Raw genomic sequence first — 26,701 nt, forward strand, 5'->3', positions numbered from 1 at the left:
ATGCTTCTTTCCGACAAAGGCGAAGTACAGAGAAATGGTGCACTGTAAGCGGGTGACATTTGTACCGAATTGCGCTCACTGCCGCGTTCGCAGAAACGGGTACGCCGCTGCACTAGGCGCGAATCACAGCGATGCAAGTTTTCAGTCAAGTCGATGGTATGGAGGCCTTCCTGACATCGTCGGCACTCGAATAGGGAAGGCCTAGTCTTAAGGCACATCTGTGTGTCAGTCTGCACTAACAGTTGCCGGCGGAACTCACCTGTGAACCGGAAGGGCTCTGTCGTGAAGATGTCCAGCGCAAGTCAGAGTAAAAAATCGAAGGTCCGTCGTCAGGTTCGGTCAGTCTGTCCCGATCAAACAGTCGTATTACTTTCAGGAGCCAAGGGCGCTTCACTGCATCTTCAAGCGAGATCGACATTGGCTCAGCCATGGCAGACTGTTTGATGATCTTGCGGTGGATCAAGTAACAGACGCGCACTCTGTGTCAAATTCATGGCATCTACAGGTACTGGGGCGCTTGCGGCGCCTCGGTATTTCCCCGAAGTTGTCTTCACATTGCCTTCCCTGAATAATCGCGCCCTCAGCCAACCATCACGCCTGTGCAGGGAGACGTTGTTGTCCACGAACAAAGGAGTCCACATGTTTCGCTTTGAGTATGGAACGAGCAATGTTTATGCGCAGCTGGGCTTCGCGGACGCCGATGAAATCCCGCTCAAGGCGGGCATTGTGAAAGACATCACGGACCGGATTCGAGCTACCGGGTTGACGGTCTCGCAGGCTGCTGCCCTTCTTGGCACATCTCAGACCGACCTATTGCTGGCAATCGCCGGGAAATTCCAATCCTTTCATGCAGCCGAGCTACGTGGCTGGCTCAAGCATTTAAGCTCGCCGTTGCCGTGTACTACGCAGTAAGCCCAGAAACCAGCGACTAAGCCGTTGTACCTATGGCAAGCGCGTTACTCGGCTTTTCCATCTGGTAATGCAGTCGACGTGGGTATTGCATCCGACGCCGCATCAGCCGGCTGGTGAATACCATTTTGGCGACTTTGGCCGGCCTTGTTCACTTCGCACCAGCGATTACCTGGCACTGCTGCGGCGCAGCACAAACTTGACTTGCCCACCATGGCAAAGAAGATTACGGTAAGGGCTCGGTGTGCGCATCCCCTGCGCGTCCTTGCACCGAGGCGTTCATCGTCGTTCTCATCATTCTTCGTGGAGTTCGATCCACGGACCAGCCTGTTGTAGGTTCCGATTTTCCGATCTCGGCAAAGGAGGCCACATGCTAAGTCCACACGAAATCGCTGCATTACTTCTGCTGGGTGATGCACCCGATATCGATGATCTGGAACCTGAGCAACTGGACGGCTTGCTGGCTCACAAACTGGTCACGATGGAACACGGGCATGATGGCGGCAATGCATATCCCCGCCTGACATGCCAAGGACACTCAATGCTCGAGGCAGTCCGAAGCATTCGGTAAGCCCTTGTTCTGGGCTGTTTATCGACGCATTCCGGCACGCCATCCCTACATGCACCCTCGCTGTATGGGGTTTAGGGATGTCGTAAGCGTAACGGCAGTGGCCCGCCCGTAATTGAACTTCCTTGTCCAGACGTTGTTCCCGAGCACGCTGCCCGGGATCGGTCTCAATTTCCACTGGTTGCGCTCGATGTTACGTCGTCGAAAGAAAAGCCCTCGACCAATTGGTCGAGGGCTATGAGTGTTGACGGGTTGTTCGCAGACCCGTCACTGACATCATCGCATTCCAGTTCGCTGGTGGTCGCCCCCCATTAGTGGGTGACCGAAACGAGCGCATAACGACACCGCCGCATCTTTTCGCCCAAGCTGGCCAGCTAGCCTGGTGCAGGCACGGACCTTTTGCTATGACGTCGGAAGCAGTTAAATGCACAGTGCATAACAGGCGGTGGGCAACGTCGGCAGGGACCAAAAAACACTGCCGCAATCGCCAGACGATGGACGGCCGCGCGGTAACGCGGATCTGAACTACCATATTCTCGTTATTGCGCGCGGTCCCACCCCTACCCCATGATGGCTGCCGCCGGACTGCGGGCATTATGGCCTGCTCTCTGGTCAAACCTGGCGTACCGAAGTACTTCCGAGCGTTAGGGACATGACGCGGCCACACGTGTAATCGCCTGTGGTTGGCGTCCGCCCTACCTGCACTATTGCACTCGTGAGGCGGCGATTCTAGTGCCTCTCGGATCTTTGCCGCTAGGTTATTCGGCTTGGTGACGCACGCTGCGGTCGAGTCTCACGTCGAAGCACCGCGTCTCGAGCCGCTACGCGTCGTGTCGTTGCTGCTGCCGATACCGAGGGGGCCATTCCTGCCCCCTGCGATTCGAAGGCAACGAACTTAAGAGCGCGGAAGCCGCGAAGCAACAGTCTTTCAGCTCTTCTCCATCGCGACGGACCTAAGTCGACGGATTCCCGCTTACAATTTTGCGGTGCAACAAGACCGGCGGACCGATAAGTGTGTGTAAAGCGGCACATGGCCTGTCGGCGTTGGAGGAGAAAATGGGGATAGTTCAAGCTGCCACCAAAGGGCAGGCGCTGAAGCTCCTGGAAACAGAGGGCGTAACGGTCGTGGATTTGGATTACGAGACTGGTTGGCAAGATGCGGTCGAACTTGGGCGTCTGGGAGACAAGCGTGGAGTACGCGTGCAGTATCGCGGCCATGAGAGCATCGCGGTCAACTCGCCTGCGGCGCTTGCTGCTGGACTGAGTCGGCTGAAGGGTACGTTCCGTCAGCGCAATCTCTACTGCCAATTTGCACTGAGCGACCTGCCCGCCAGTGAACTGGAGCGCCTGGAGTCAAAAGCGACGCAACTCGGCGACTACATCCTCGCGGGGCATTTAATGAGGGATGTCGACGCGGTATGGAGTGAATAGCGGCACGCCAGTCAGGGTGGCAAGCCGAAAGCTCGCCACAAGGCCCGCTTCTGACCTGTATTGCACCGTCCACGGGTCCCGCATTGCAGTTAAGTCCGGCTGATCACCGTAGGTTCCTTGTTCAGGTGATCCCGAGCTGAACCTGCAACGGTGCAACTGGACAAAGGCGCAAACACCATGACGAATCAGCTCGACCTATTCAACGATTGCCGTGATGTCATGCTTCGTAATGACGTGCTCGTGGCGCTTGAGCAGCGCAATGCCGCCGACGGGCGTGAAGCGCTTAATCGGCTGACCGCAGAGTATCACGACGATGAACTGGTACCAACCCTCGAGACCCTGGTGCGCGTTCTTGAACGTCCAACCCGCGGGCCCGTCACCTGCCACATAGCACTGAGAGATATGTGCGAGGCATGGTGTTTTCCGAGCGTGCCCGCGGCACGCCGGGCATTCGGCGATGCCCTTGGCGTAGCCTGGTGCAAGCCGCTGTGGCGCGCCATCGCAGAAGCCGCTACGCAATTGCCGTTCCACCGCGAAATGCCAGAATGGCATGCAGCGCCGCTATGGATGCGGGCGGCGGACTGGGCTTCGGCACGCGAGAGTATCCATCGGATCGAATCATGGCGGCGTATTCCAGTCACGCTCGCATGGATGGCGGAGACGGTCTATCGGCTCGAGGGGCTCGAATCAGCATGGCCGCTCCTGGCCGAGCTTGGCTGGTTGTCACCCAGCAAGCTTGGTGCGCTGATACCAATGCTCGAGGATTCGTCGCTGCTAGCGCTACGCCGGGCGTTCGATTCGAATTTCGACGGTGAGGGAACCATCGATGATCTTGCCTGGTTTGCGGCTTATGCGATCACGGAGAAACCCGGTCTTGCTGCGCACTTACGCGTGTGTGAGCCCTCGACGCGCACCTTACCGGAAAAGGGGATGCGAATCCTGCTGGAATTATTGACCCTCGAACGCGAGGGCCGACAGCATGATTTGATTGAACGACGAAAAACATTGCGCGGCATGCATTCGGGCCTCTTTGACGCCTACATGCGTACGCGATAAGGGCATCTGATCGCGCTATATCGGCAGAGTTCGCGTGGCTCGCCGTAGACTGGGCGCGCGGGCCAGAGGCGGCGTCGTCAAGTACGGAGGTCGCGACCGGGGCTATGGCGCCAAGGTCGCTTGTATATCCTATCCAAAGCGGGACGGCCAACGCCCTGCGCGGCGCGTGCGTTCCCAGTCGATGCGGGGCGTAGCATTGAGATACGCCCCCGCATCTTTGGGCAATCAGCTGGTTGGCAACATCGCCTAACCGAGAAATGAATTAGGCCGCCACTGCAGGGGATGCCGCCGGCGCTACCGTCTTCTTTGCGGGGGCTCGCTTCTTCGTCACGACTTTCACTGCGGCCGCTTTCGCAGACGCTTTCTTCGCTGCGACTTTATTGCCAGCCACTGCTTTTTTTGCAGCCGGCTTCTTGGCAGCCACCTTACCAGCTGCTGCCTTCTTTGCGCCGGCGGCCTTGGCCTTCTTTGCAGCCGCCTTATCCTTCGCCGCTTGCTTTTCAAAGCGAGCTGCAGCCTTTGCGGCCTCCGTTGCCTTGGCGACATCGCGCTTTGCTGCTTCGATTGCCTTCTTCGTCTCGGTGCGCAGATTCAGCAAACGCTTCTTAGCGGCGAGCGCCTCGCGCGCGAGCACGCTGGCCTTCTTCGTCGGCACGGCAACCTTCTTTGCGGCAGGCTTGCTCTTGGCAACCGCATTTACCCGAGTTGTTGATTTATTTGCTGCGACCATGTTGGTTATTCATCGTATTGTGGAGTGCAAAGTATAACCTCGCACGTGCGAAAAAATGGAAATCGATCGCATTGGTTTCCGAAGCCGTGCTTCGATGATCCGACCGTTTGAGGTGCGGAGATCGCCCGCAAGCCACGTTCTTCGAGCAGGGAACTGAGTAATCCGAGCCACGCGGGGAAGCGCAAAATTATCAGCAGTGCTTCAGGCTCCGCAGTATCCGTCGGTATGTGGCGCGCGGTGCGAACGCCAGCTTCAATTCCTTACCGGCGCAAGACATCTTCAACCATGTTGACGAAGGCTGGTGCGATCCGGTCGTAACCTTTCGCGGTCAGATGAATTTCATTCAGCCAGTTTGGGTCCGTGGCGTTCGGATCGGCCGGGGCCGGAGGGGCCATGGCTCGTGAATCAAGGACGTGGAAGTTCTCCAGGCCTGCCGCCTCAATTATCTCGTCGTGCAGCAAATCAATGAAATGCCTGGTAAGTTCCAACCAATCGGTGGGCGGCACCTCATAGGCTAGCAACGATGGGAAGAGCCAAGGTCCCAGTGGCCCCGCCCCGACATTGCGAGGCTGCGCATAGGCGTAACAATGCGTGAAAATTGGAACTTGGCGGTTCTTTGCGCTGCTGGCACGTAACGAATCCAGGGCGCTGTATTGCGCAAGCATGTGCTCACGAAAAGCAGCCCAGCCGTCCTGAGACACGTACCGATCAATATTACCCGTGGCGGCCCTCTCTAACCTGGTGAGCAGCAGACGCTCTCCGGTCATACGTGGTATCCCATTCGCGTCGCGCGGCAACACCGCCAGCGCGTCAATCAGATCATTTCCGCCGCCGGACAAGAGCAGTCCATCCCACTTTTCCTCGAACCCTGCGCCTGCGGCGAAGTGCCTGAAGAAAAAGGGATCTCGACGCCATTCCACCATATGTTTGAGCGTATCCGCAGGATCGGCACAGTTCACTATCGCGGTGTCCACACTGAACTTCATTCTCACGAGCAGCGATGACGCAGCAAACAGGCTCAAGCCGTTGATGGAGAACCAGGAATCGCCTTGTGCCAGCAGCTTTAGGGCGAAGAGGTTGAAGTCGGGCGCTGCGTCAGTCTGAAGGTGCGAGGCCGGTGCTATGCGGACAATCGGCATGATTCCCCATCTCCGCGAATGCTCTCTACGCTGGAGAGAGCCCGTAAGTCAGGCTACCTCAGGCAGCAGCGCGAGGAAGCGCGCGCGCTTGATGGCCGTATCGAGCTGACGCTGATAGTGCGCCTTGGTGCCAGTCAGGCGAGCGGGCGTGATCTTGGCATTGTCGCCGATGAAGTCCTTCAGGGTGTCCAGATCCTTGTAGTCGATCTGTTCCACGCCAGCCACGGTGAAGCGGCAATAGCGCTTGCGCTTGAACAGTGAGCTTTCCTTTTTGAAAGGCTTCTTCTTTTTATCGCTACGTTTGATGAATGCCATGATTCGATCCCCTACCGATGCCTTACATATCAGCGATATGGAAGACGAGAGCCTTGCCGTTGCGGCGCCTGCGAGCCCGCGGCGGTCAGGCCAGGTGCGAAGCGTGAGCGCAGTGCGGGGGAGCCCAGGCCAACTTACAGTAGTACGACTCTCATTGTGCCCGATCGTGGCCGCCATGAAAGCCTGCGCCACAACACTACTTGATGCTCAGGCCGCTACTGGGGTTTCGGCAAGCGACTGGAGTGCGGCCTTGTGGGCTTCTTCGCGCTGCACTTCCTTCATCTTCGGCGACGGCGCGGTTTCGGCGTTCTTGGTCTGGACGATGGGGTGACGCAACACGGCATCGTAGTGACGGGCTACGCCGTCTCGGCCTCCCGCTCGCGGGCGGTGCTGGCGACGGTGCAAGCCTGGTCAATGGGCCGAGGGACCGGCTTCGCCGCGGCCTCAGCCGGCTCGGCCTGCTCCAAGGATGTGGCCGTCACCGCGCTGGTTGTTTTTGGCGACGGACGCAGCCACGCCATCAACGCCGCCCAGCGCTCGTTGCGGCGAGAGCGAGGCGACAAGGTCGTCGGGGTATGCCGCTGCTGGGCCGCTTTCTCTCGCGGGCGATCCAGATCACGAATCCGGTAGCACATGGGACACCTCCTTTCGGAAGGTGGAGACGAAAACTCGTCCCCACGAGCATCGCTGCATTCCGGCGGGGGCGATCACTTCCAGTATGGAATGTGCACGCGCTGAGCGCCACCCGAACTGGCTGTTTCACCAACCGGGGCACCCGGAGCAGCCATGCCACAGAGCGCGGTACTACGGGATACTGGCCGCTCCTGCCTGCTGGCCACTGCCCTCGCCTACCTGGCGCGGGCCTCCCGGCAGTTGGCCTGCGAGCGCCGCTTTCGGCTTCGGCCCACTCGGCCCGGAACTGCGCCGCGGCGCGCAGCGCGGTCAATTCCGCCTCCAGTCGCGGTATCGCTTCCATCCGCAACTGCGCCTTGGCAATCCAGTACGCCCTTGCGCCATCCTCTCTGCACATTTAGGGGTGATCGTACCTTTCGTGCAAACGCGGGAGGGATAATACAACTATTTGATGCGAAAGGATTTTTAGGCAACACCGCCATATTTCGCACGAAAGGTACGATCACCCAGCTCACGCAGCGCGCGCCGCTCGCTGGCCTCGGCCCGCTCCTGCGCGATGACGACCTGCTCGCGCGCGCTCCAGCTCGGTCGAGAATTGGGTACGCAGTTCGGCCAGCTGAACTCCCTGACTCCCGCTCTTCGCATCGAGATCCGTGCCATGCGAGTTCAGTGCGGCGTACAGCGAAACGAGTTCACGCGCGTCTCGCGCGCGGGTCGGCTTTGGCGTGTTCGATCGCCGTAAGCGTTTCTGAGTCCAGCGCTGCCTGGGCGTCGGACGAAATGGCAAACAGTTTGCCGTCGATGTCATGGACGTGTACCTGCTCATGGGTGACAGCATCCGTCACCAGCGCGCGGCCGGTCAGCCGCAGGGCGGCTTGGAGATGTGATTGTCCCGAGACGATCCGGTAATTGCGTCCTCCTAATTGTCTCACCACCGCGTCAGTGGGGATCTCGCCGAGCTCGATAGTGCCGAATCCGGGGAGCGACATTTCCTCGATACGATTCTTGATGCATGCGACCATCACGGCCGCGCCGGGGCGCTCGGTTGCCGCAAGCCGTTCATACTGACTGAGGAGGATGTTGGCCTTCTCGATTGAGTTGCGTCGTATAGATAAAGGATTGGATGGCGGTCGGCGGGCGAGTCAACCGGGTCGCCATGATCGCGAATGCCCAGTCCCTTTTGAAATTGCAGTGTGGGCAAACCCAGCCGTATTTGGTGGCAATCAGGATGCCAGGGGCGCCACCTTCGACTCCGTGGCGATGATCGGCGCTGTTCCTGCAGATGAAGGCGCGCAGAACCGGGCCGCCGAGGCCGACCTGGTTCTCGTTGAGCTTCTGGACCTGATCGTCGGTGAACGGTGCGCGAATGTAACTCATGGCATTTGAGACGGCAGCTTCCGCGTGGCGTGGCTATCGCCGCGCAGCCGGCACCCGGGGCGCTCGGGAGTCTGTCCGGCGGCTAACAGAAACGCTGGGCGCCAAAACACACTGCGGCCGCCTCCTTGCAGTTTATGCCCGGGAGAAGGTCTATGTTGCTTTGGCCGGGCCCGAACCCATTGTGTGCTGCTCGACCTCAATCCATTCCCAGGAATGGCCGGAATTGCGGTCTCGCGAACGGGCGCTGCAGGCGCAGTACCCCAACCCGCGCACGCTGGGCGCAGCGGGCATCTGGGCGCTCCTGGACGACGCGTTCCACGGCCGGCGGCCGGGGGGGATACCGGCCCCGAAAGCCTGCCGGCATAGCGTGCGAGTGTAGCGCTTCGCACTCGCACGCCAGTTCGTCAGCGATAGACCAATACCGGAATCCGGCAGTGCGTCAGCACCCGTTGCGTCTCACTGCCGACCAGCAGGCTTTCGAGCCCACGTCCTCCGTGCGACGCCATGAAAATGACGTCACATCCATGCTTGGTCGCCGCATCGATGATCCCCTCGTACCGCATTCGAGATCGTCATTTCGGTCTGGCATGTGACGCCTGCTGCCTTGGCTGCCGCCACAACCTCGGCCAGCCTGGTGTTGGCCACTTCTGCCGCACGTCCTTCGAACGCCTTGCGGCTTGCATGCCCGGCATCGCCCGACGACAGACGCGACTGCAGAAACCTCACCAAGCATTTCTAACTCAGCTTTCTGCCAAGCTGAACAGCGTCTTGAGCTCGTCCCCGCTAAGATTACCGATCCACTGTTCGCCCGTGCCGACTGCCAAGTCGGCCAGTTCCCGCTTGGCGCGAATCATGTCATTGATACGCTCTTCAAACGTAGCGCGAGTGATGAATCGGTGGACCTGAACGTTGCGCTGTTGGCCAATGCGATAGACTCGGTCCGTTGCCTGCGCTTCCACCGCTGGATTCCACCATAGATCGTAGTGGATGACGTTGGAGGCCGCGGTCAGATTTAGCCCTGTCCCGCCGGCTTTGAGCGACAGGATAAAAACGCGCTCGGTACGGTCGTTCTGAAATCGCTCGACCATCGCATCTCGTTTGGTTCGCCCGACACCCCCGTGCAGAAATAGCGGATCGCGGCCATATCGCTGTCGCAGCCAACTGCAGAGAAGGTTTCCCATCTCGCGGAACTGGGTGAAGACCAACACCTTTTCGTGGCTGGCGTGGATATCGTCGATGAGCTCGAAGAAACGCTCCGCTTTGCCAGACGCCGCCGCGTCAGCCTGTCCCTGTTTCAAATATTGCGCCGGATGGTTACAGATCTGCTTCAATGCCAGAATCATCTGCAGCACCAGACCTTGGCGCTTGAAGGTGTCGGATTCCCCCGAGATGACTCGCAATCCTTCCTGTACCACCGATTGATACAGCGCCGTCTGAGCCTTGGTCAGCGTGCAGTATTGATCCTGCTCGATCTTGTCGGGCAGATCGCTGATGATGGCCTTGTCGGCTTTCAGGCGTCGCAGCAGGAAGGGGGCCGTGACCCGCTTGAAGCGCTGCACGACATGCTGATCGCGCTGGATCTGAATCGGCATCGCATATTCCCGCGCGAACTGGTTGAGGTTTCCCAGATAGCCCCGGTTGGCGAAGTCCAGGATGCTCCAATACTCGGACAAGCTGTTCTCCACCGGCGTCCCACTCATGGCAATAAAGCTGGTGGCCGGGATCGCCTTCACGGCCTTGGTCTGGGCAGCAGCCGGGTTCTTGATGTTCTGGGCCTCATCCACGACGACGATGCGCCATGCCAAGGCATGGAGGGAAGCAGCAGCCGTACGCGCGATACCGTAGGTCGTCAGCAGGACATCGGGCCGAATCATCGCGAGTTCACGCTTGCTGCCGTGGAAGATGCCAACCTCCAGATTGGGGGCGAAACGCCCAATTTCCTTCTGCCAATTGGTCAACAAACTGGTAGGCACGATGACCAGGGCCTTGGCTTCGTCAAGCGCGCCATCCTCCTTGAGCTTTTGCAGCGTAGCGATGACCTGCAGTGTCTTGCCCAACCCCATGTCATCGGCGATCACGCTGCCCAATCCGATTCGCGCGTTGCGATAAAGCCACGCATAACCCCGCTGCTGGTAAGGGCGTAGGGTGGCGTTGATACCACGAGGCAACGGGACCGTGCCGGCTTCCACCAAATCTTGAATGATCTTGCGGGCCTTGGCATCCAGGCCAACGGTCGTGCCGGCGAATTCGCCTGCGAGGGCAACGCGCAACAGTTCAGCGCCCGAAGGTGCCAATGGCTTAAGCAGTTGGGCACGCAGGCGCTCGATCTCGTTGGGATCCAGATAGACGTACGCCCCTTTGAAACGTACAACGCCTGCGGCATCCTTCACCAACCTTTCAAACTCGGCGCGCGTAATCAGATGGTTACCGACGGCCACTTTCCAGTCGAAGGCAAGAACATCGTCGGCGCAAAAAAATCCCGCAGTATCGGTCGCCGTACCCTTGATCTGCATGGACAGGTGAGGTCGCAGTAGATGGTCGAGCGCCTTCGGTAGCAGCGCGCGAATCCCGAGCAAGCGGATTACCGGCAGCGTCTCAAACAGCAAGGCCGGCAGCTCATCCGCAGCAATCTTGACGGGGGTCTTGGCGCCAGCACTGATATAGGCATTGAGCGGTGGGAAAAACTCGGCCAATAGCGCGATTGTCTGCAGAATGCCAAAACGGGCCTTCGACCAGGCCTCATCGGTCAGAATCACTGCCAGTGGTACAGGTTTCTTCGGCGCTGCCGAACGATGCTCGATCGCGAGTGCCAGCCCGAAACGGCCCGCTTTTGCCTCCTCGAGGCATAGCACCGGTACATGTTCTCGGCGCGCCAGATGGTATCGGGATAGCCAGGTGTGAATGCCGGCGGCGATTTCCCCTTCACCGGGACCGTCGTAGCGGGCTCGGCCGGCGCAGAAGAACAAGGCCATCGTCTTATTCCCGAGGGGCTTTTCGCTGGCGCCATCCGCCCATGCGTGAATGAAGTGATTCAGAAACAGGGAACAGAGGAACGTTGCCTGGGCCTCCTGGGTGAGGACGGCATGCTTCCTTCCCTTCCCGGTCTTGACCAGGCCAGCTGGCAACGCAGTGGCAAGGCGCTGCATGACGGTCGCCACGAAACCATCGAGCGTGGCTGGGAGCCAGCGCAGCAAGACAGTGTCGGTATCCTCCAAGAGGATTTGCGGGATTACCGCGCCATGCGCGATCAACTGCAGTGCCAGCAGGCGCACGTGGAACAGCGCGGCAACCTCGGGCTGCACGTCTGGCAGATTGCTCACATCGACGTGAGCCAGTGCCGCTTCCAGCGCTTCGATGGTGGTGATGTCCTTCGTGCCGAACACCGACGGGTGCAATCTTGCGTCCAGTTCAATCCCCGGCCGGTCATCACCGGAGAACGTGAGGCGCTGCGCGTCGATGGCACCGGCGCGGGAATCCATGGCTTGTCGCGCGGCCTTGCTCGAGCGTGCCAGAAGACGCCGCAATGTCTCGCGAAAATCTCCGTTGGGAAAGAACGTGGGTTGGGCCGGCAGCACGTGTAGTAGTGGACCGGCCAGGTCCGGAATCCCGGAGAAATCAAGCTGATCAAGTGCAGTAAGATCCCCCGCATCAGCTCGGGCCTCTGAGGCTGTCGGCAGCAGCTCGGTCAATGAGGGCAGCACAGCGCCACCTGCCGGCTCCAGATGGATGTCGCGCGACTTCAAGGCTTTCGCTAGGTCGACGCCTCTCAATGCAAACACCAGGAACGGATTGCCGTCAATTTCCCGGCTCAGGAGGTAAATCACAGCAGCCAGGTGCTTGCAAGGCACGGCCCAATCGGGGCAGGAGCATTGCATATCGAGGTCCTTCCAGCGGGCGGGGAAGACGGAAATCCCAAGATCGCGCGCGTGGTCCAGCACCGACGGATCCAGTTCCCGGTTGAGCATCCGGGCGATCAGGGTGGGCTCCGCGGCGATGGCGTCCAGAAGCCGTGCGGAATCCTTGGCGGAAAGCGGCGGCACCGTGATCGTTACCTGGTAGGGACGTGGCCGGGAGCCCTGTACCTGGGCGTGGATCGTCCCGGCCCCGACGACAAGATCCTTGACCGCCCCTTTGTTCGCGTAGGTCCGCCCGCGCGGCAGACGATTGTCGTAGTCGATGTATGTCAGGGCACTGAGCCATTGCTCGCCCCACCACGTTCTACCGAAGGACTGTCGCACCACTGGCCGGAATCTCTTCAAGGTTCGGTGGATGTTCTGATCTGGGGGGAATCCGCTATCCCAATCGGTGCCATTCCCCGGCGGCGGATCAAAGCACCCCGCCGCCTCCAGTTCCTCCATGGTCAACCCGTACTCGGCCACCTGGGCCTGGATCCAGCGGATCGCCTTCGCCCGCTCATTGTTGACTGTCATCGTTGTCGTCACTGCTGTCGCTGCCGTCATCCGGGGCGGGGGCGGCCGCAGACGCACCCTGATCCTCATCCAGTTTTTCGCCCGGCTTGTCGCTCGGCTTCCCGGTCGGCGCCGGCCCCCCCGCCTTACGCCGCCGTCCCGCCCGGGCGGCGCCACCCGCAATTCTGCCAGGAGCTGTCGCGCGAGCGCCGCATCGGCTTCGGCGCGCTCGGCGCGGCGCGGCGCCGCGGCCAGCTCGCCCTGTCTGGTTTCCAGATCGCTGCTTGCGTTCCGCTGCGCATGCTCTGCGGTGGCGAGTTCCGCCGCTCGCTGGTCGCGCGACATAACCGGCAATTATCTCTAAACCCAGGGTTGGGAGATGAATCAGGAGCCGAAAGCCGTGACGGCCCCTCAGACACGTCGCCTGACCGCGCTAGGCGTTCGACGTCCAATCGTCGTCGGTTGGCGCTAGGCCAATTTGATTGGCCGTCAGATAGGGGCCCAATTCGGGAAAGTCGAACAGCGGAGTTGGCATACCTGCTGGCACCAGTTGCGCACGGTCATCGAAGATCGCGACGCTGGGCTCACCCGCCAGGCGCGACTGAAAATACAAGCCGTCGATCCGAGGAAATGCCGCATGCAATGCCGAACTCCACAGGTTCGGGCCAAGGTAGTCGGTGACCGAAAACACTCGAGCGTCCATGCCAAGGGTAGTCAGCGGACCGGTAAGATCAGCGAGCACTAGAGGCCGGCGATCGGCCACGGCGAGCCGGCAAACGCATCGGCTGCTCAGTTCATGCTCATCGAGCAGTAGCGGCAGACGTTGTCCCTGGAAGCGCTCCCGAATGACCGCTTCGGCCATGCACGCGGTAAAGCTGGGAGCTGCATAGAGGACGCCGAACTCGCCGCCTGCCGCATCGAACCGGTAATGGGTTACGCCCGGCGCGCGGCGATTGTAGTAAATAGGGTCCAGGTGCGCGCGATGGATCCGCCAGAGCGCTACCCTCTCGAGATCGAGCATCTTTGTGGCAAGCCGACGGTCGGCCAGGTCGGCCGGCGGCAGCGGACAACCCAATTCTTCTGCACTAAAGGTCATGCGGCGCCCTGCTCGTCGCGGTACCGCGCGTCGACGAGCCGCACAACGGCGTCTATCGGGGCCGCAGCGTCGGCGATCCAATCCGCCGGCGTGCGTCCCTCCAGGCCCTCTTGTGGGCGATGCAGAAAATTATGGATAACCCAACTGCTCGCTCCCGCAGCCACGAACGGTGCAAGCACCGCGGCCAGCCGCTCGGAATCGACGTGGAACTGCCACGACGGATAGCGAAACCCTCGCTCGCGCCCCGGCAGCACGAGGGCATAGAGGCGCCCCGCCTGGCGGTCCTGGTTGATGGCGCGGTCCGAACGTCCCGCATAAAGCGCGGCGTCCTTAAGAGACAGGTTTTCCGGCTGTTCCCACTCCCGTGCGGCTGCCAGCCGACCACGTTCGCGCGCCTCCTGCAGCGGATCGGAATGTGCAGCCCCGCCGGCATGTTCCGCAGGCTCTCCGGCAGCAACAGAACGATGCTCGCGCAACGGACGATTCGGCTTCGCAAAGATGCGAACGATCCTGCCAAGTGCAGCGTCCAGTTCGTGCTGGACCTCGACGGACAACGCGACCTCACGGGACGCGTCGTTGACGAGAGCCACAGCGGTCTCAACTAGCTCACGGGGCGTGGCGAGTTGCTGCTCGCGCGCTGCCGCAGACGATGCCGCACGCCGAGCGCGGGCCCGGCTAATCGGAAGCTGCGCAGATTCGAATCGGACGGGGCCGGCGGCGAAACGCGCGCGAAGAGAAATACGGCGGTGTACGGTCATGAACCCATTTTAGTTCATGAAGTTCATGACGCCAACCACTTTGCAGTCCGGAGGTCGCGCCGTGCGCCTGGCGTTCGGCGTCCAAGTCTGCATGCACCGCCTCCACGTGCTACCGACCCGCGATAAGGACAACGTTATCGCACCTTATCGCCGCCCCTAGGGCAAGCCGGCGTCACAAGCTTTTCACCTCTGTACCTTGCTAGGCAAGGTGCAGAATACGCCGCTTACGAATGATATGCCGTTCAAGCGCTCGCCATGGTTGCTCTCGTGTAACGTGTTGGTAGACCGAATTGCATGAGCGCCAAGGTCAGGCCATCTTTGGAAGCTGATCCCGCACAGGACTGAACTAGTCGCTACCCGAGACCAGAAGGCGAACCGGGCTGCTGCAGTCCATGTAGCTAAATTTGGCGAGATATGAACGTAAATTGTCATTCATGCCACTAGTTCGTTCAAGCCGCGCTCCCTATCCTGTGCTCGGTGAATCGTGGCCCGACAGGGGCATAGTCCGCCAGAAACTTCCACTTACTGTGAGATAGAAATTGAAAGAAAAGCTACTGGTGCTCCGCGCCGATTTTACTCAAGCCCCGGACACAGCCAGCTAATGGACATGGACCGCTACGACAAACAAATCCTTGACATCCTGCAGGAAGACGCCACGGTCTCCGTAACGGAAATTGGGGACCGCGTCGGCCTGACCTCGACGCCGTGCTGGCGTCGCATCCAAAAGCTGGAAGAGGCCGGCATCATTCGCAAACGGGTTGCATTGCTGGACGCAGACGCGTTGAACGCCGGTGTCACAGTCTTTGTCTCAGTGCGTACCAGCCAGCACAACCTGAAATGGATCAAGCTGTTCCATGGATTGGTGGCATCGATCCCGGAGGTGACCGAGTTTTACCGGATGGCCGGCGACACCGATTACCTGCTGCGCGTGGTAGTACCGGATATCGCGGCCTATGATCGCGTTTATAAGAAGCTGATCCAAGGGGCGGAGCTTGCCGATGTTAGCTCCAGCTTTGCGATGGAACAGATCAAGTACACCACTGCCCTACCATTGGATTACGCGTAAGCGCGCACCGGTCATCCATGGACTGGCGAAGAGCCTACCATCTCACACGTATAGGTGGCTCGGTTGGATGGACACCCCCCGTGCCACCATAAAATAGCGCAAGAGCAACTGGGATCCGGCATTGGCCGGAATCAATGCAGCGCAGATGTACTGAATTGTCGTCTGTAGTATCCGGGACTCGTTCCGAGCCGGATCCGGAAGTGATTGCGCAGCGTGGCTGCGGCACCGAACCCCACTTGCACCGCGATGTCATCCACGGATGCATCGGTCTCTTCGAGCAACACCCTCGCGCGGCTTAAACGCTCTATCAGCAACCACTCGCCAGGCGGCATACCCACCATACTGACAAAGTGACGCTGGAACGTGCGGGCACTCATTGCGGCTTGCCTTGCCATCCTGGCAATCGGCCAGTCTTCGTCCAATCTTGCGCGCACCGCGTCCACCAGGGGCGCCAACGAAGCATTGCTGCGCTTCGAAACCGGCTCGGCAATGTACTGGGCTTGGCCGCCTTCACGGTGTGGCGGCATGACAAGTCGGCGTGCGACCTGATTGGCCGCGCGAGGCCCAAAGTCCCGGCGGATCAGATGCAGGCACAGATCGATTCCGGCTGCACTTCCGGCCGACGTCAGGACATCGCCGGCATCGACGTAGAGGACATCTGCCTCCACCTGGATTTCCGGATATCGCTCCACTAGTGTTGCCGCGTGACGCCAGTGCGTCGTCGCGCGCTTACCGTCGAGCAATCCTGCAGCGGCCAATACAAAGGCACCCGTGCAGATCGACATGATTCTCGCGCCTCGCTTGTTCGCCTTTCGCAAAGCCAGGCAGAGCTCCGGTGGCACAACTGCTTCAATATCCCGCCAGCCCGGGATGATGATCGTCTTCGCCTTCAACAGAAGTTCAAGGCCACCGTCAGCCTGTACTTGGATGCCACCCGGCCCGCGCAACGTCCCCAACTCGGCCGAACACGTCGCAAAGCGATACCACGTGCTTCCCATTTCCGGTCTGGGCAAACCGAACACTTCAACGGCGCAGCCGAATTCAAAGAGGCTCAGGCCGTCGTAGACGACGACTGCGACAAGTCCCCCATTGGCGCCCGATTTCGATTCGTTTCTTGCCACGATGCAAATAGAAATAGGAATTGATGCCGTCTCGCCGGATTTTGCGCCCTCTGCATCGCGTCTCGCAAGCGTCGAGACGGGTCAGTTTTGACAGCGCCGAGAGCATACCAGCCTGCTCGTCGGCGCTGTGGACATCATGCGGCGCACTTTGGCATGATCGAGACTAAAAGTGTCGTTCGTGCCACTAGTCGTTAGACGCTCGCTCCCTATTCATTGCTTGCTGGATCGCGGTTCGACTTTATTGGCGGGACTCCACGTGCTTCGAGAAATGGTCTTCACCCCGCCTTGTGCCGGTCAACGGCGACACCGGCGGCGCGTCGAAGGCACGAACCTCCGGCGGTTCTCCGTTGGACCACGGCGCGATCTCAACCAGTGCGGAATGCGCGCTGCACCCTTGGGCCAGGCGGGACGTGCCGCGGTCGATTGTCAGGACGTTGGGATTGCCGTGGCGCTCAAGCGAACTGTCGCTCGCATCGAACCAGGCACCGGTCGACATCACTACGACTCCTCGTATCAGCGTATCGTCAAGACGAGCGCCGGCCAGGCATGCCCCGCGCTCGTTGAACACGCGTACGATCTCGTTCTGCACAATGCCGCGCTCCGCCGCGTCCATCGGGTGTATATGGACTGCCTGCCGGCCGCTGACCTTCAGTGACACGGAGTGGCTACCCGCGTCCAACTGGGAGTGCAGTTTGTCCGCCGGCTGGGACGTGATCAGGTGCAAAGGCCAGCGCTGGGCTGCGGCATCTCCAAGCCATTCGGCGGGTGGCAGCCAGGACGGATGGGGAGGACAATCCTGATAGCCGAATTCGCCAATGCGCCGGGAGTAGAGCTCGATCTTGCCGCTGGGTGTACTCAGGGGACTGCCCTGTGGATCGGCACGGAAGTCCGAGAACAGCACAAACGGCGTGACCGGCTCCGGCAAGCCGGTGTACCCCTCCTCCCAGAACTGTTCAAACGGCGGCGCTTCGAAGCCTGCCTCGGCCCAGCGTTCCACCATGCAGTCATAGATATGGCGAATCCACGCAGATTCGTCGCGGCCTTCAGTAAACGCGAATTCGCAGCAGGCGCGCAGTGCCAGGTCTCGATAGATGTCGAAGTCGTTGCGGCTGCTGTACTGAGGCGGCAGCGCCTGATGCATTGCCAGCACGTAGCGGTCTCTTGACGAGCCTCCGATGTCATTGCGCTCCAGCGTCGTGGTGGCCGGAAGAACAATATCCGCGCGCCGGGCGGTGGGCGTCCACCAGCTGTCGTGCACCACGATCGTCTCCGGCACCTGCCAGGCGCGCGCGAGCCGGTTCAGGTCCTGATGGTGGTGGAACGGGTTGCCGCCGGCCCAGTACACCATGCGAATATCCGGATAGATGCCTTCGCGGCCGTTGAAGTCGTAGCGCTGCCCCGGGTTCAGCAGCATGTCAGAAATACGCGCGACCGGGATCGAGCTGCGCGCAGGATTGGCACCCGCGCCCATTTCCGGTGCCGCGACGTCGGGCCGTGGCGTCCCCGCGCCGTTGATGGAGCCATGCCCGAACGCGAAGCCGCCGCCCGGCAGGCCGATCTGGCCGAGCATCGACGCCAGGGCGATACTGGCCCAGTATGGCTGTTCGCCGTGGTGCGCGCGCTGCAACGACCACGTGCAATTCAGCATCGTGCGCTGCCCGGCAGCTTCCGTGGCCAGTTCGATGATGGTCGCGGCCGGCACCGCGCAGATCGATTCCGCCCAGCGGGCGTCCTTGGCCTGGCCGTCGTCGCGGCCCAGCAGGTAGGCCGCGAACGCGTCAAAGCCCTCGCAATGGCTCGACAGAAAATCCGCGGCGTGCAGGCCGCGCGTCAGCAGCGTGTGCGCGATGCCAAGCATCAGCGCGGTGTCGGTGTTGGGCCGGATCGGCACCCATCGGGCCTGCAGGCCGTCGGGTATGTCAGCGCGGGTCGGGCTGACTACTACGAATTTCACCCGCGAGCGCTTTGCATGTTCTATCCACTCTCGCGAGCTGTGCGCACCGGCGCCGCCGGAAGTGATCTGGGTGTTGCGCAAGGGCAGGCCGCCAAAGGCGATGAACAGCTCCGTGTGTTCAAGAATGCTGCGCCAGTCGGTCACTCTTCCCGTGACCGGCTTGTAGGTGCCGATCACATGGGGCAGCAGGAACTGCGCGGCGCCCCAACTGTAGTTGCCCGCCTGCGTGGTGCAGCCCCCGCCCGCGAACAGGAAGCGGTGTGTCAGCGTGCGGGCATGATGCAGGCGCCCTGCGGAGGACCATCCGTAGGAACCGCCAAAGACGGATGCATCGCCATGGTCGCCGCGCACCCGTGCCAGCTCGCCGGCCACCAGGTCCAGCGCGGTGTCCCAATCCACCTCGACGAACTCGTCATTGCCCCGCTCGCCGCGCTGCGCGCGCTCGCGCTTGCGCAGCCAGCCGCGCCGCACCGCAGGCCGGCGGATGCGCAGGGGGGAATGCACCATGCCCGGCATGGATTGCAGGATCGGTGAAGGTGCGCTGTCGCAGGGAAACGGCTCGCACGCGACGAGTTTTCCGCCTTCTACGACCGCCGTATATGCACCCCAGTGCGAAAGCGTGGGAAAGCGGCTGCGAGTATCGGCTGCAGCAAGCTTCGTTGTCATGTTGGTCTCCTCCACCGGAATACAGACGCCCGCTATGGGCGGCGCAAGCACCCAATGTTGGGCCGGCCGCGCGAGCATTTTTTTCTCTTTTGGATGAGATACTCAAGTGGAATGAGATGAATTTTCTCCGCACGCATCCCTAAGCTGATCGACATTCCAGCGGCGATCACCACACGAAAGCCGCACCGCTCAGCTACGGAGATTCGATGAAAGAAAGCACTCAGTTAGTATGCGCCGGCCGTCACCCGGCACGTTTCGGCGGGGTCGTCAACACGCCGATCTTCAGGGCATCGACCATCCTTGCCGGGTCAATGGCCGAATGGGAGGAAATGAAGCGCGCCCGCGCTGCGGAAGAGCCTGGTGCGACGACCTACGGCCGCTACGGCACGCCCACCACCCACGCGCTGGAAGAAGCCGTTGCCGCGCTGGAAGGCGGATACCGGTCGCTGGTGTTTCCATCCGGCCTCGCGGCGATCAGCACCGCGCTGACGGCGCTGCTGTCGGCCGGTGACCACGTGCTGATCACCGACAGCGCCTATTCGCCAACTCGCGCTTTCCTGGAGCGCGTCCTGACGCGGTTCGGCGTCGAAGTCGAGACCTACGATCCCGTCGGCAGCACGCCGATCGAGTCATTGCTACGACTCAACACGCGTGTCGTATACGTCGAATCACCGGGGTCAGAGACGTTTGAGATTCAAGACATAGCGGCCATTTCGGCGGCCGCACATCGACATGGCGCCGTCGTGGTCATGGACAACACGTGGGGAACGCCGCTCTTCTTCAAGCCTTTCGCCCACGGCGTCGACGTTTCGATCCAGGCCGCCACCAAGTACATCGTCGGCCATTCCGACGCCATGCTCGGCGTGGTCACATGCAATCGGGATACCTGGCCGCTGATCAAGCAGACCACGCAGGACATGGGACAGACCGCGGGGCCGGACGACATCTACCTGGCACTGCGCGGCCTGCGCACGATGGCGGTGCGGCTCCAGCGCCACTGGGAATCCGGACTGCGCGTCGCCCAATGGCTTGAGCGCCAGCCGCAGGTCGAGGCAGTGCTGCATCCCGCGCTGCCGTCCCATCCCGGCCACGTGCTGTGGAAGCGCGACTTCACCGGTGCCTGCGGCCTGTTTTCCGTAGTGCTGCGCACGAGCTCGAAAGCATCACTCGCCGCCTTCATCGACGCACTGGAGCACTTTGGCCTGGGGGTTTCCTGGGGCGGCTATGAAAGCCTCGCCATCCCGTTCACGCCGGGAAAGAACTGCACCGGCGCGCGCTGGCCGCATCAAGGGCAAGCCGTGCGCCTGCATGTGGGTCTCGAAGACCCGCAAGACCTCATCGACGATCTGCAGCGCGGCCTGATGGCGCTTTCCGCGCATGAATCCAGCGGGGAGGCCTTGCAGGACGCCCAGGCCGACCAAGCTTGCCCGACCTGAACGACAACGCAGCCTAAAGCCGGGTGTTTCCGGCACTTACCCCTCCCCTACACGAATCCACGACGGAGACAGACATGAGCAAGATGAAGATTGAAGGGTCCTTTGTTGCCCTGATCACGCCCTTTGCCAAGGACGGCAGCCCGGACTTCGGCGCCTTTCGCGAACTGCTGGATTTCCAGGAGCGCCACGGCACCTCGGCGGTACTGATCATGGGATCCACAGGCGAGGTCTCGATGCTTTCGCAAAAAGAGCGCGAGGCCATCATCGTGGAAACCGCGAAGATGAAGACCGGCAAGATGAAGCTGTTCTATGGCTGCACCGGCAACAACACCCAGACCACCAAGGACTACCTGCGCTTTGCCAGGGCCAACGGCGCGGATGGCGCCATCATCGCCGCGCCCGCCTACATCTGCGCGCCGGAGGCCGATATCGAAAGCTACTTCCTGGAAGTGGCCGACGAGACCGACCTGCCCCTCGGCATCTACAACAACCCGCCGCGCGTGAAGACCGACCTGCATTGGGACAGCCTGCTGCGCATCTTCAGGCATCCCAACTATGTCGTCCACAAGGAGTCGACGACGCGCGTGGGACAGGTAGCGCAAGTGCTGCGCGGCGCGCCGGACGTCTCGGTGATGTGCTGCGACTCGCCCAACCTTGGCCTGGTCGTTCCAACCATGAGCCTGGGCGGCCATGGCACCGCGAACATGACCGGCAATATCGCCCCGGCGGAGCTGACGCAGATCTCGCGTCCGTGGACATCCCCCGACACCGCGGCCGGCTTCCACCAGGCCTACCTGCAGAACCTGCAGTTGCTGCACTACGCCTACTCGGCCATCAACCCGGTAGCGATCAAGTCGCTGATGAAGGCGGTGGGCCTGCCTTCGGGCGAACTGCGCAAGCCGCTCACCGGACTGGAAGGCGAGCCCCTGCTGCGCGGCCTGCGCGTCATCAAGGAGCTTGAACTCGACCGGAAGTACGGCTGGTCGTCGCCGCTGCTCAAGGCCGTCTGAACCGAACCGGGAGCGATCAATGGACCTCGGCATTGCAGGGCGCCATGCACTCGTCTTCGGCGGGAGCAAGGGCATGGGGCGCGCTTGCGCGCACCAACTGGCGGCGGAAGGCGTGAAGGTATTCATCGCCGCCCGCACGGAGAGCATGCTGGCCGCGGCGGCAGCGGAAATCGGCGCCGCGACGGGTGGTGATGTCCGCTACGTGGTAGCGGACATCACCACGGACGAGGGGCGCGCCGCCGCGCTGGCGGCATGCCCCGCCCCCGACATCTTGGTCAACAATGCGGATGGTGCCCCGCCCGGTGATTTTCGCCAGTGGACAACGGCGGACTGGCACGCCGCGATCGATGCCATGATGATCGGGCCGATCGACATGATCCGGCGCACCGTGGACGGCATGATCGAACGCCGCTTCGGCCGCATCGTGAATATCGTCTCGCGCAGCGTGAAGACGCCGCAGCTGGAACTAGGCCTGTCCAATGGCGCGCGCTCTGGCCTCGTCGGCTTCGTCGCAGGGCTTGCGCGCCAGACGGTTCGCCATAACGTCACGATCAACAACCTGCTCCCGGGCGTGTTTGCGACCGATGCCCAGCGCCACCACATCGAAGGCATGCTGGAATCGACCGGCAAGAGCTTCGAGCAACTCTGGAACGAACGCGGCGCCAACAACCCGGCTGGCCGCTATGGCCGGCCGGAAGAGCTCGGCGCACTCTGCGCCTTCATCTGCTCCGGGCACGCGAGCTATATCTGCGGTCAGAACATCCTGATCGACGGTGCAGCTTACCCCGGCACCTTCTGAGCCACCAGCTTCACGGAAGACATTCCAAGGCAGCGCCGCCCGCCGCGCCCCGCGTCATCGCGCGCGATGGCGCTGCCGTCCCCTGTCCAGCAAGTTACGTTGATCCGGCCATGCAACCACGCCCCCTCACCCAGATCCGTTCCCGCCACATGCCCGTCGTACGCGTGGGCATCCTCCTCCTGTCCGTCCTGACGTCCGCGGGCGTCGCAAAAGCAGAATCCAGGCCTGACAGCACCTACCCCGTCCGTACGATCACCGTTGTCGTGCCGCATGCGCCTGGCGGCTCGGTGGACGGCCTTGCGCGCGTGTTCGCAATGAAGCTCGGCCAGGAGCTGAAGCAGACCGTCATTGTCGACAACCGGCCGGGCGCATCGGGCCTTGTCGGGGCCGGCATCGTCGCCCGCGCGCCGGCAGACGGCTACACCCTGTACATCAACGCTTCGATCCACAACATCAATCCGATGCTCTATCGGAAGACCATCAAGTTTGATGCGGTCAAGGATTTCACGGCGGTCAGCATGCTCGCGCAAGGCGCGCTGATCTTTAGCGTGAATCCGCAGGTGCCGGCGAACTCGCCGCAGGCACTGGCGCGCGCCGTGAAAGCCAACCCCAGGCAGTACAACTTCGCGACCAGCGGCAACGGCTCCGCCGGCCACCTGGCCCTGTCCCAGTTCATGTATGACAGCGGCATCGCGGACCTGCAGGTGCCCATTGCCCTGTACAAAGGCGGCGGTCCGGCGCTGACCGACCTCATGAGCGGCCAGGCCCAGGGGATGATGGATCCCATGCTCTCCTCGCTGCCCGGGGTCAAGTCCGGCAAGCTGCGCGCGATCGCGGTGACCGGGCGCACGCGCAGCCCGTTGTTACCGGAGGTCCCGACCATGCAGGAAGCGGGATTCAAGAACTTCGAGTTCTATTCCTGGTACGGCCTGTGGGCGCCGGCCAGGCTGCCCGATGGGATCAGGAAGAAGCTCGACAGCGCCTCGGCGAGGATCATGTCGTCGCCGGACATCAAGGATCGCCTGAACGGACTGGGATTCGAGAGCGCCTACAAGGATGGCGGCGAGTTCGAGAAATACATCGACAGCGAAACCAGGCGCTATCGCGCGATCATCAATCGTGCACACATCACGGCCGACTGAATCCTTGGAGCGGGGCAGCAGACATGCGCGTACTAGTGCTTGGCGCCGGCGTCGCCGGCGTATCCGCCGCCTACCACCTGTGGCGCGACGGCCATGAGGTGACCGTGCTGGAGCGGCAAACGGGGCCGGGGATGGGATCGAGCTTCGGCAATGCAGGGGGCCTTTGCCCCGGCTTTGCCGGCCCGTGGGCGTCGCCGGGCATGCCGTACAAGGTGCTGCGCATGGCCCTGCAAAAGCATGCGCCGGTGCGCTTTTCGATGATGCCGGATGCCGAGCGCCTGCGCTGGCTCGCCCAATGGCTCAAGGAATGCAATGTGCAGCGCTTCGGCATCAACAAGGCGCGCATGCAGCGCATGGCGCACTACAGCATGCGCTGCATGCAGGTCTTGCGTGACGAAGTGCCGGAACTCAACTTCGGCTTTCACCGCGACGGCACGCTGCAATTGCTCGAAACCGACCAGGAAGTCGAACTGGCACAGCTGGCCACGCGCACACTCAGTCAGTTCCAGGTGCCGTGGCGAATGATCGGGCGCGATGAAGCCATGGCGCTCGAACCATCGCTGCGGGCGTCTGCCGCCGCATGGCAAGGCGCACTGCATCTGCCGGACGATGCCTCAGGCGACAGCGCAAAGTTCTGCGCCGGCCTTGCCAGCTATCTTTCCCGTCGCGGCGTGTCGTTTCAGTACGGCGCTTCGGCAACCCGCCTCGTCCATGCGCACGGCCGCCTTCGCAGCGTCGAGATCACGCATGGCGGGCAGACGGAACAGCGGCACGCCGATGCCTGCGTGGTGGCGCTCGGCTGCCAGGCGCCCGCGCTGCTCGCTACTGCAGGCCTGCGGATCCCGATCTATCCGCTCAAGGGCTATTCGATCACGATCCCCATTGCCGACACCGGGGCTGCACCGCGCATGGCGATCATGGACGAGCACAACAAGATCATGCTGACCCGCCTGGGCGACAAGTTGCGCGTCGCGGGAATGGCCGAGTTCGTCGGATACGACCTGTCGGTGCGACGGGTCCGCACGGAACTGCTGTCGGCACTGACGCGACGGCTCTTTCCACGCGGCCTCGACTATGCCGCGGCCACGTCGTGGGCCGGGCTTCGTCCGATGACGCCGGACGGGCCGCCCATCCTCGGCGCGACACCGCTGCAGGGCCTCTACCTCAATGCTGGCCACGGCTCCAATGGCTGGACACAGGCGTGCGGAACCGGCCGGCTTGTTGCCGACGCGGTCTCCGGCAAGCCGCCGGAGATCGACATGGACGGACTGACCGTCGAGCGCTTCGGTATGCACCGCGCCGGACGCACGCCGGCGCGCGCGGCCTGATCCAGTGACTTGCACGGCCGCCGGCAGCGGCGGCCCCGTTCGCGCCGAGTGCCATCGGCGCGGATGGCAGCGCCTGCGTGACGCGCCCGCCCGCTGAACCGCCATAGCCGCATCACCAGCTATCGCCGCATCGCCCGTGCCCCGGCTGTGGCGGGCGCTGCCCTGCGCGGGCATCAAATCGAACATACATACGGAGGAGAACGATGAAAACATCAGGAAAGTGCGCCATTGCGGCATCAGTGGGGTGCCTGCTTGCCGCGACGGCACAGGCGCAGTCGAGCGTCACGCTATACGGCGTCATGGATGCCGGCGTGGAGTATGCCAGCCATGCCGGCACGAATGGCTCGGGGTCCGCATACCGGGTCACCTCCGGAAACACCGCGGCATCGCGGTGGGGCATGCGGGGCAAGGAGGCACTGGGCGCGGACATGAGCGCGATCTTTGTGCTGGAGAGCGGCTTCCTGACGGACACCGGCATGGCCGGATTTGGCGGCCGCCTGTTCGGCCGGCAGGCATTCGTCGGCATCGCGGGGCCTTGGGGCCAGGTCACGCTCGGGCGCCAGAACAATATCCTCTTCGATTTCTTCATCCCCTTTGACGCAAACCGCTATGCGCCGTACTCCGTGCTTGCCCACGATGCGCAGTTCGCGGGTCGGGCCGACAATGCCATCAAGTACACGGGCAACTTCGGCGAACTGACCATCAGCGGGCTGTACAGCACCGGCTACGACTCGACCATCGCCAACGGCGGCGAAGTCCCCGGCGCGCCGCGCGTCGGCCAGGAAATCGGCGCCGGCGCCTCGTACACCGTCGGCAAGTTCGGACTGGCCATTGCCTATGACCAGCGCCGCGGCACATCCACGGCCACGGCCGGCAACATTGAACGCCGCTACGCAGCGGGACTGCTCTACACCAGCGGTCCCTTCACTGCCGAGGCCGGATACCGGTTCCTGCAGAACGGACTGGGCGCGCCCATCAGCAGCCGCTCCCATCTCTACTGGCTGGGTGGTGCCTACGCGGCAAGGCCGGCACTGACGTTGCGCGCCGGCATCTACCGGACGGATAACCGTGACTCGGCTGACGACGCCACCAGCTACGTGCTGCAGGCGGCGTACAACCTGTCGAAGCGCACGGAGCTTTATGTCAACGCGTCCTACATGGACAACGCGGGCCGCTCGACGCTGGGCGTGGCGAGTGCGACCAAGGTCGCGCCAGGCGTGGGACAGACCGGCCTGGCAGCGGGCATGAAGCATATTTTCTAGTCCCGCACGCGGGGCGCGGTCGGTATTCCCGGCCGCCCGCGACCCAACATCGATCATCATCCAAGGAGGCAGAGATGTACATAGGTATCCCGCGCGAGACGCGGGCCGGCGAAACTCGCGTCGCCGCCACCCCCGAGACTGTCAGGAAGTACGTCGCGCAGGGCCACAAGGTTTTGGTGCAGGCGGGTGCAGGCGTACGCGCCAGTCAGCCCGACAGTGCCTATGAGGCCGTCGGCGCGACCATCAGCACGGCCGCCGAGGCGCTTGGCGCCGACCTAGTGCTGAAGGTGCGCGCGCCCGAGATCACCGAGCTGGCGCACATGAAGCCGGGCGCGGTGCTGGTGGGCATGCTCAATCCGTTCGATGACAAGAACAAGGCACGCATGTCCGCTGCCGGCATCACCGCCTTCGCGCTCGAAGCCGCGCCGCGCACCACGCGCGCGCAGAGCATGGACGTGCTGTCGTCGCAGGCCAACATCGCCGGCTACAAGGCCGT

The 26,701-nt window shown here is 62.1% G+C and carries 21 protein-coding genes and 4 pseudogenes; 12 read left to right on the forward strand and 13 right to left on the reverse strand.

Features of this window, described 5'->3' with window-relative positions; translation table 11 throughout:
- The first annotated feature begins 639 nt into the window (after nucleotides 1-639).
- The 4 genes from ACAD63_RS12665 (at nucleotide 640) to ACAD63_RS12680 (ending at nucleotide 3,964) form a co-directional block, all read left to right on the forward strand.
- On the forward strand, nucleotides 640-912 hold the full coding sequence (locus ACAD63_RS12665) for an XRE family transcriptional regulator (RefSeq protein WP_135706499.1): 273 nt from the start codon (nucleotides 640-642) through the stop codon (nucleotides 910-912).
- 1,166 nt (nucleotides 913-2,078) lie between these two features.
- Complete coding sequence (locus ACAD63_RS12670) at nucleotides 2,079-2,150, forward strand: hypothetical protein (protein ID WP_434033987.1); 72 nt, start codon at nucleotides 2,079-2,081, stop codon at nucleotides 2,148-2,150.
- Nucleotides 2,151-2,533: 383 nt separating this feature from the next.
- A complete protein-coding gene (locus ACAD63_RS12675; protein WP_135706497.1) occupies nucleotides 2,534-2,908 on the forward strand; it encodes a PHA-granule associated protein 4 in 375 nt (124 codons plus the stop codon).
- Nucleotides 2,909-3,085: 177 nt separating this feature from the next.
- Nucleotides 3,086-3,964, forward strand: a complete 879-nt coding sequence (locus ACAD63_RS12680) for a hypothetical protein (RefSeq protein ID WP_240746076.1) — start codon at nucleotides 3,086-3,088, stop codon at nucleotides 3,962-3,964.
- Nucleotides 3,965-4,226: 262 nt separating this feature from the next.
- Here the strand turns inward: ACAD63_RS12680 and ACAD63_RS12685 are convergent, their stop codons facing one another.
- The 11 genes and pseudogenes from ACAD63_RS12685 to ACAD63_RS12735 all read right to left on the reverse strand — a co-directional run bounded on the left by ACAD63_RS12685 (nucleotide 4,227) and on the right by ACAD63_RS12735 (nucleotide 14,253).
- A complete protein-coding gene (locus ACAD63_RS12685; RefSeq protein ID WP_135706496.1) occupies nucleotides 4,227-4,694 on the reverse strand; it encodes a fumarate hydratase in 468 nt (155 codons plus the stop codon).
- Between the two features lie 260 nt (nucleotides 4,695-4,954).
- Entirely contained in the window at nucleotides 4,955-5,833 is an 879-nt protein-coding gene (locus ACAD63_RS12690) for a hypothetical protein (RefSeq protein WP_167884633.1), read from the reverse strand.
- Nucleotides 5,834-5,881: 48 nt separating this feature from the next.
- A complete protein-coding gene (rpsR, locus tag ACAD63_RS12695) occupies nucleotides 5,882-6,148 on the reverse strand; it encodes a 30S ribosomal protein S18 (protein WP_434032767.1) in 267 nt (88 codons plus the stop codon).
- A 207-nt stretch (nucleotides 6,149-6,355) separates the two neighbouring features.
- A pseudogene (locus ACAD63_RS12700) lies at nucleotides 6,356-6,493 on the reverse strand (30S ribosomal protein S6); the annotation flags it as partial.
- A 771-nt stretch (nucleotides 6,494-7,264) separates the two neighbouring features.
- Nucleotides 7,265-7,406, reverse strand: a pseudogene (locus tag ACAD63_RS12705) (DNA-binding protein); the annotation flags it as partial.
- Nucleotides 7,407-7,473: 67 nt separating this feature from the next.
- On the reverse strand, nucleotides 7,474-7,803 hold the full coding sequence (locus ACAD63_RS12710) for a hypothetical protein (RefSeq protein ID WP_434034038.1): 330 nt from the start codon (nucleotides 7,801-7,803) through the stop codon (nucleotides 7,474-7,476).
- Nucleotides 7,804-7,840: 37 nt separating this feature from the next.
- Nucleotides 7,841-8,158, reverse strand: coding sequence for a hypothetical protein (locus ACAD63_RS12715; RefSeq protein WP_434032768.1), 318 nt, complete (start codon nucleotides 8,156-8,158; stop codon nucleotides 7,841-7,843).
- A 404-nt stretch (nucleotides 8,159-8,562) separates the two neighbouring features.
- Nucleotides 8,563-8,863 (reverse strand): annotated as a pseudogene (locus ACAD63_RS12720) (universal stress protein); the annotation flags it as partial.
- A gap of 35 nt (nucleotides 8,864-8,898) precedes the next feature.
- Complete coding sequence (locus tag ACAD63_RS12725; RefSeq protein ID WP_434032769.1) at nucleotides 8,899-12,912, reverse strand: SNF2-related protein; 4,014 nt, start codon at nucleotides 12,910-12,912, stop codon at nucleotides 8,899-8,901.
- A gap of 88 nt (nucleotides 12,913-13,000) precedes the next feature.
- Nucleotides 13,001-13,663 (reverse strand): RES family NAD+ phosphorylase, encoded by a 663-nt coding sequence (locus ACAD63_RS12730; protein ID WP_135706490.1) that lies wholly within the window; start codon nucleotides 13,661-13,663, stop codon nucleotides 13,001-13,003.
- Nucleotides 13,660-14,253 (reverse strand): hypothetical protein, encoded by a 594-nt coding sequence (locus tag ACAD63_RS12735; protein WP_135706489.1) that lies wholly within the window; start codon nucleotides 14,251-14,253, stop codon nucleotides 13,660-13,662. Before ACAD63_RS12735 ends, ACAD63_RS12730 begins: the two co-directional genes overlap by 4 nt.
- Nucleotides 14,254-15,028: 775 nt before the next feature.
- On the opposite strand from ACAD63_RS12735, the gene ACAD63_RS12740 reads away from it, so the two are divergent.
- Nucleotides 15,029-15,487 carry an Lrp/AsnC family transcriptional regulator gene (locus tag ACAD63_RS12740; RefSeq protein WP_116323418.1) on the forward strand — a complete coding sequence of 153 codons (459 nt, stop codon included), beginning with the start codon at nucleotides 15,029-15,031 and terminating at the stop codon, nucleotides 15,485-15,487.
- Between the two features lie 131 nt (nucleotides 15,488-15,618).
- On the opposite strand, the gene ftrA is transcribed toward ACAD63_RS12740, so the two are convergent.
- Nucleotides 15,619-16,608: a transcriptional regulator FtrA gene (gene ftrA, locus ACAD63_RS12745; protein WP_135706488.1), complete on the reverse strand. Its 990-nt coding sequence runs from the start codon at nucleotides 16,606-16,608 to the stop codon at nucleotides 15,619-15,621.
- 238 nt (nucleotides 16,609-16,846) lie between these two features.
- Nucleotides 16,847-19,228 carry a molybdopterin guanine dinucleotide-containing S/N-oxide reductase gene (locus ACAD63_RS12750; RefSeq protein ID WP_135707077.1) on the reverse strand — a complete coding sequence of 794 codons (2,382 nt, stop codon included), beginning with the start codon at nucleotides 19,226-19,228 and terminating at the stop codon, nucleotides 16,847-16,849.
- A gap of 206 nt (nucleotides 19,229-19,434) precedes the next feature.
- Between ACAD63_RS12750 and metC the strand changes: the two genes are divergently transcribed.
- The 7 genes and pseudogenes from metC to ACAD63_RS12785 form a co-directional block, all read left to right on the forward strand.
- Nucleotides 19,435-20,664 carry a cystathionine beta-lyase gene (gene metC, locus ACAD63_RS12755; RefSeq protein ID WP_135706487.1) on the forward strand — a complete coding sequence of 410 codons (1,230 nt, stop codon included), beginning with the start codon at nucleotides 19,435-19,437 and terminating at the stop codon, nucleotides 20,662-20,664.
- A 74-nt stretch (nucleotides 20,665-20,738) separates the two neighbouring features.
- Nucleotides 20,739-21,674, forward strand: coding sequence for a 4-hydroxy-tetrahydrodipicolinate synthase family protein (locus ACAD63_RS12760; RefSeq protein WP_135706486.1), 936 nt, complete (start codon nucleotides 20,739-20,741; stop codon nucleotides 21,672-21,674).
- Nucleotides 21,675-21,693: 19 nt separating this feature from the next.
- Nucleotides 21,694-22,473: an SDR family NAD(P)-dependent oxidoreductase gene (locus ACAD63_RS12765; protein ID WP_135706485.1), complete on the forward strand. Its 780-nt coding sequence runs from the start codon at nucleotides 21,694-21,696 to the stop codon at nucleotides 22,471-22,473.
- Nucleotides 22,474-22,583: 110 nt separating this feature from the next.
- A complete protein-coding gene (locus ACAD63_RS12770) occupies nucleotides 22,584-23,615 on the forward strand; it encodes a Bug family tripartite tricarboxylate transporter substrate binding protein (protein ID WP_240746074.1) in 1,032 nt (343 codons plus the stop codon).
- 23 nt (nucleotides 23,616-23,638) lie between these two features.
- Nucleotides 23,639-24,943 carry a D-amino acid dehydrogenase gene (locus ACAD63_RS12775; RefSeq protein ID WP_434032770.1) on the forward strand — a complete coding sequence of 435 codons (1,305 nt, stop codon included), beginning with the start codon at nucleotides 23,639-23,641 and terminating at the stop codon, nucleotides 24,941-24,943.
- 203 nt (nucleotides 24,944-25,146) lie between these two features.
- Nucleotides 25,147-26,205, forward strand: coding sequence for a porin (locus tag ACAD63_RS12780; protein WP_434032771.1), 1,059 nt, complete (start codon nucleotides 25,147-25,149; stop codon nucleotides 26,203-26,205).
- Between the two features lie 74 nt (nucleotides 26,206-26,279).
- Nucleotides 26,280-26,701: pseudogene (locus tag ACAD63_RS12785) on the forward strand (NAD(P)(+) transhydrogenase (Re/Si-specific) subunit alpha); the annotation flags it as partial.

This window comes from Cupriavidus sp. a3, from assembly GCF_051015765.1.
Classification (GTDB): domain Bacteria; phylum Pseudomonadota; class Gammaproteobacteria; order Burkholderiales; family Burkholderiaceae; genus Cupriavidus; species Cupriavidus oxalaticus_A.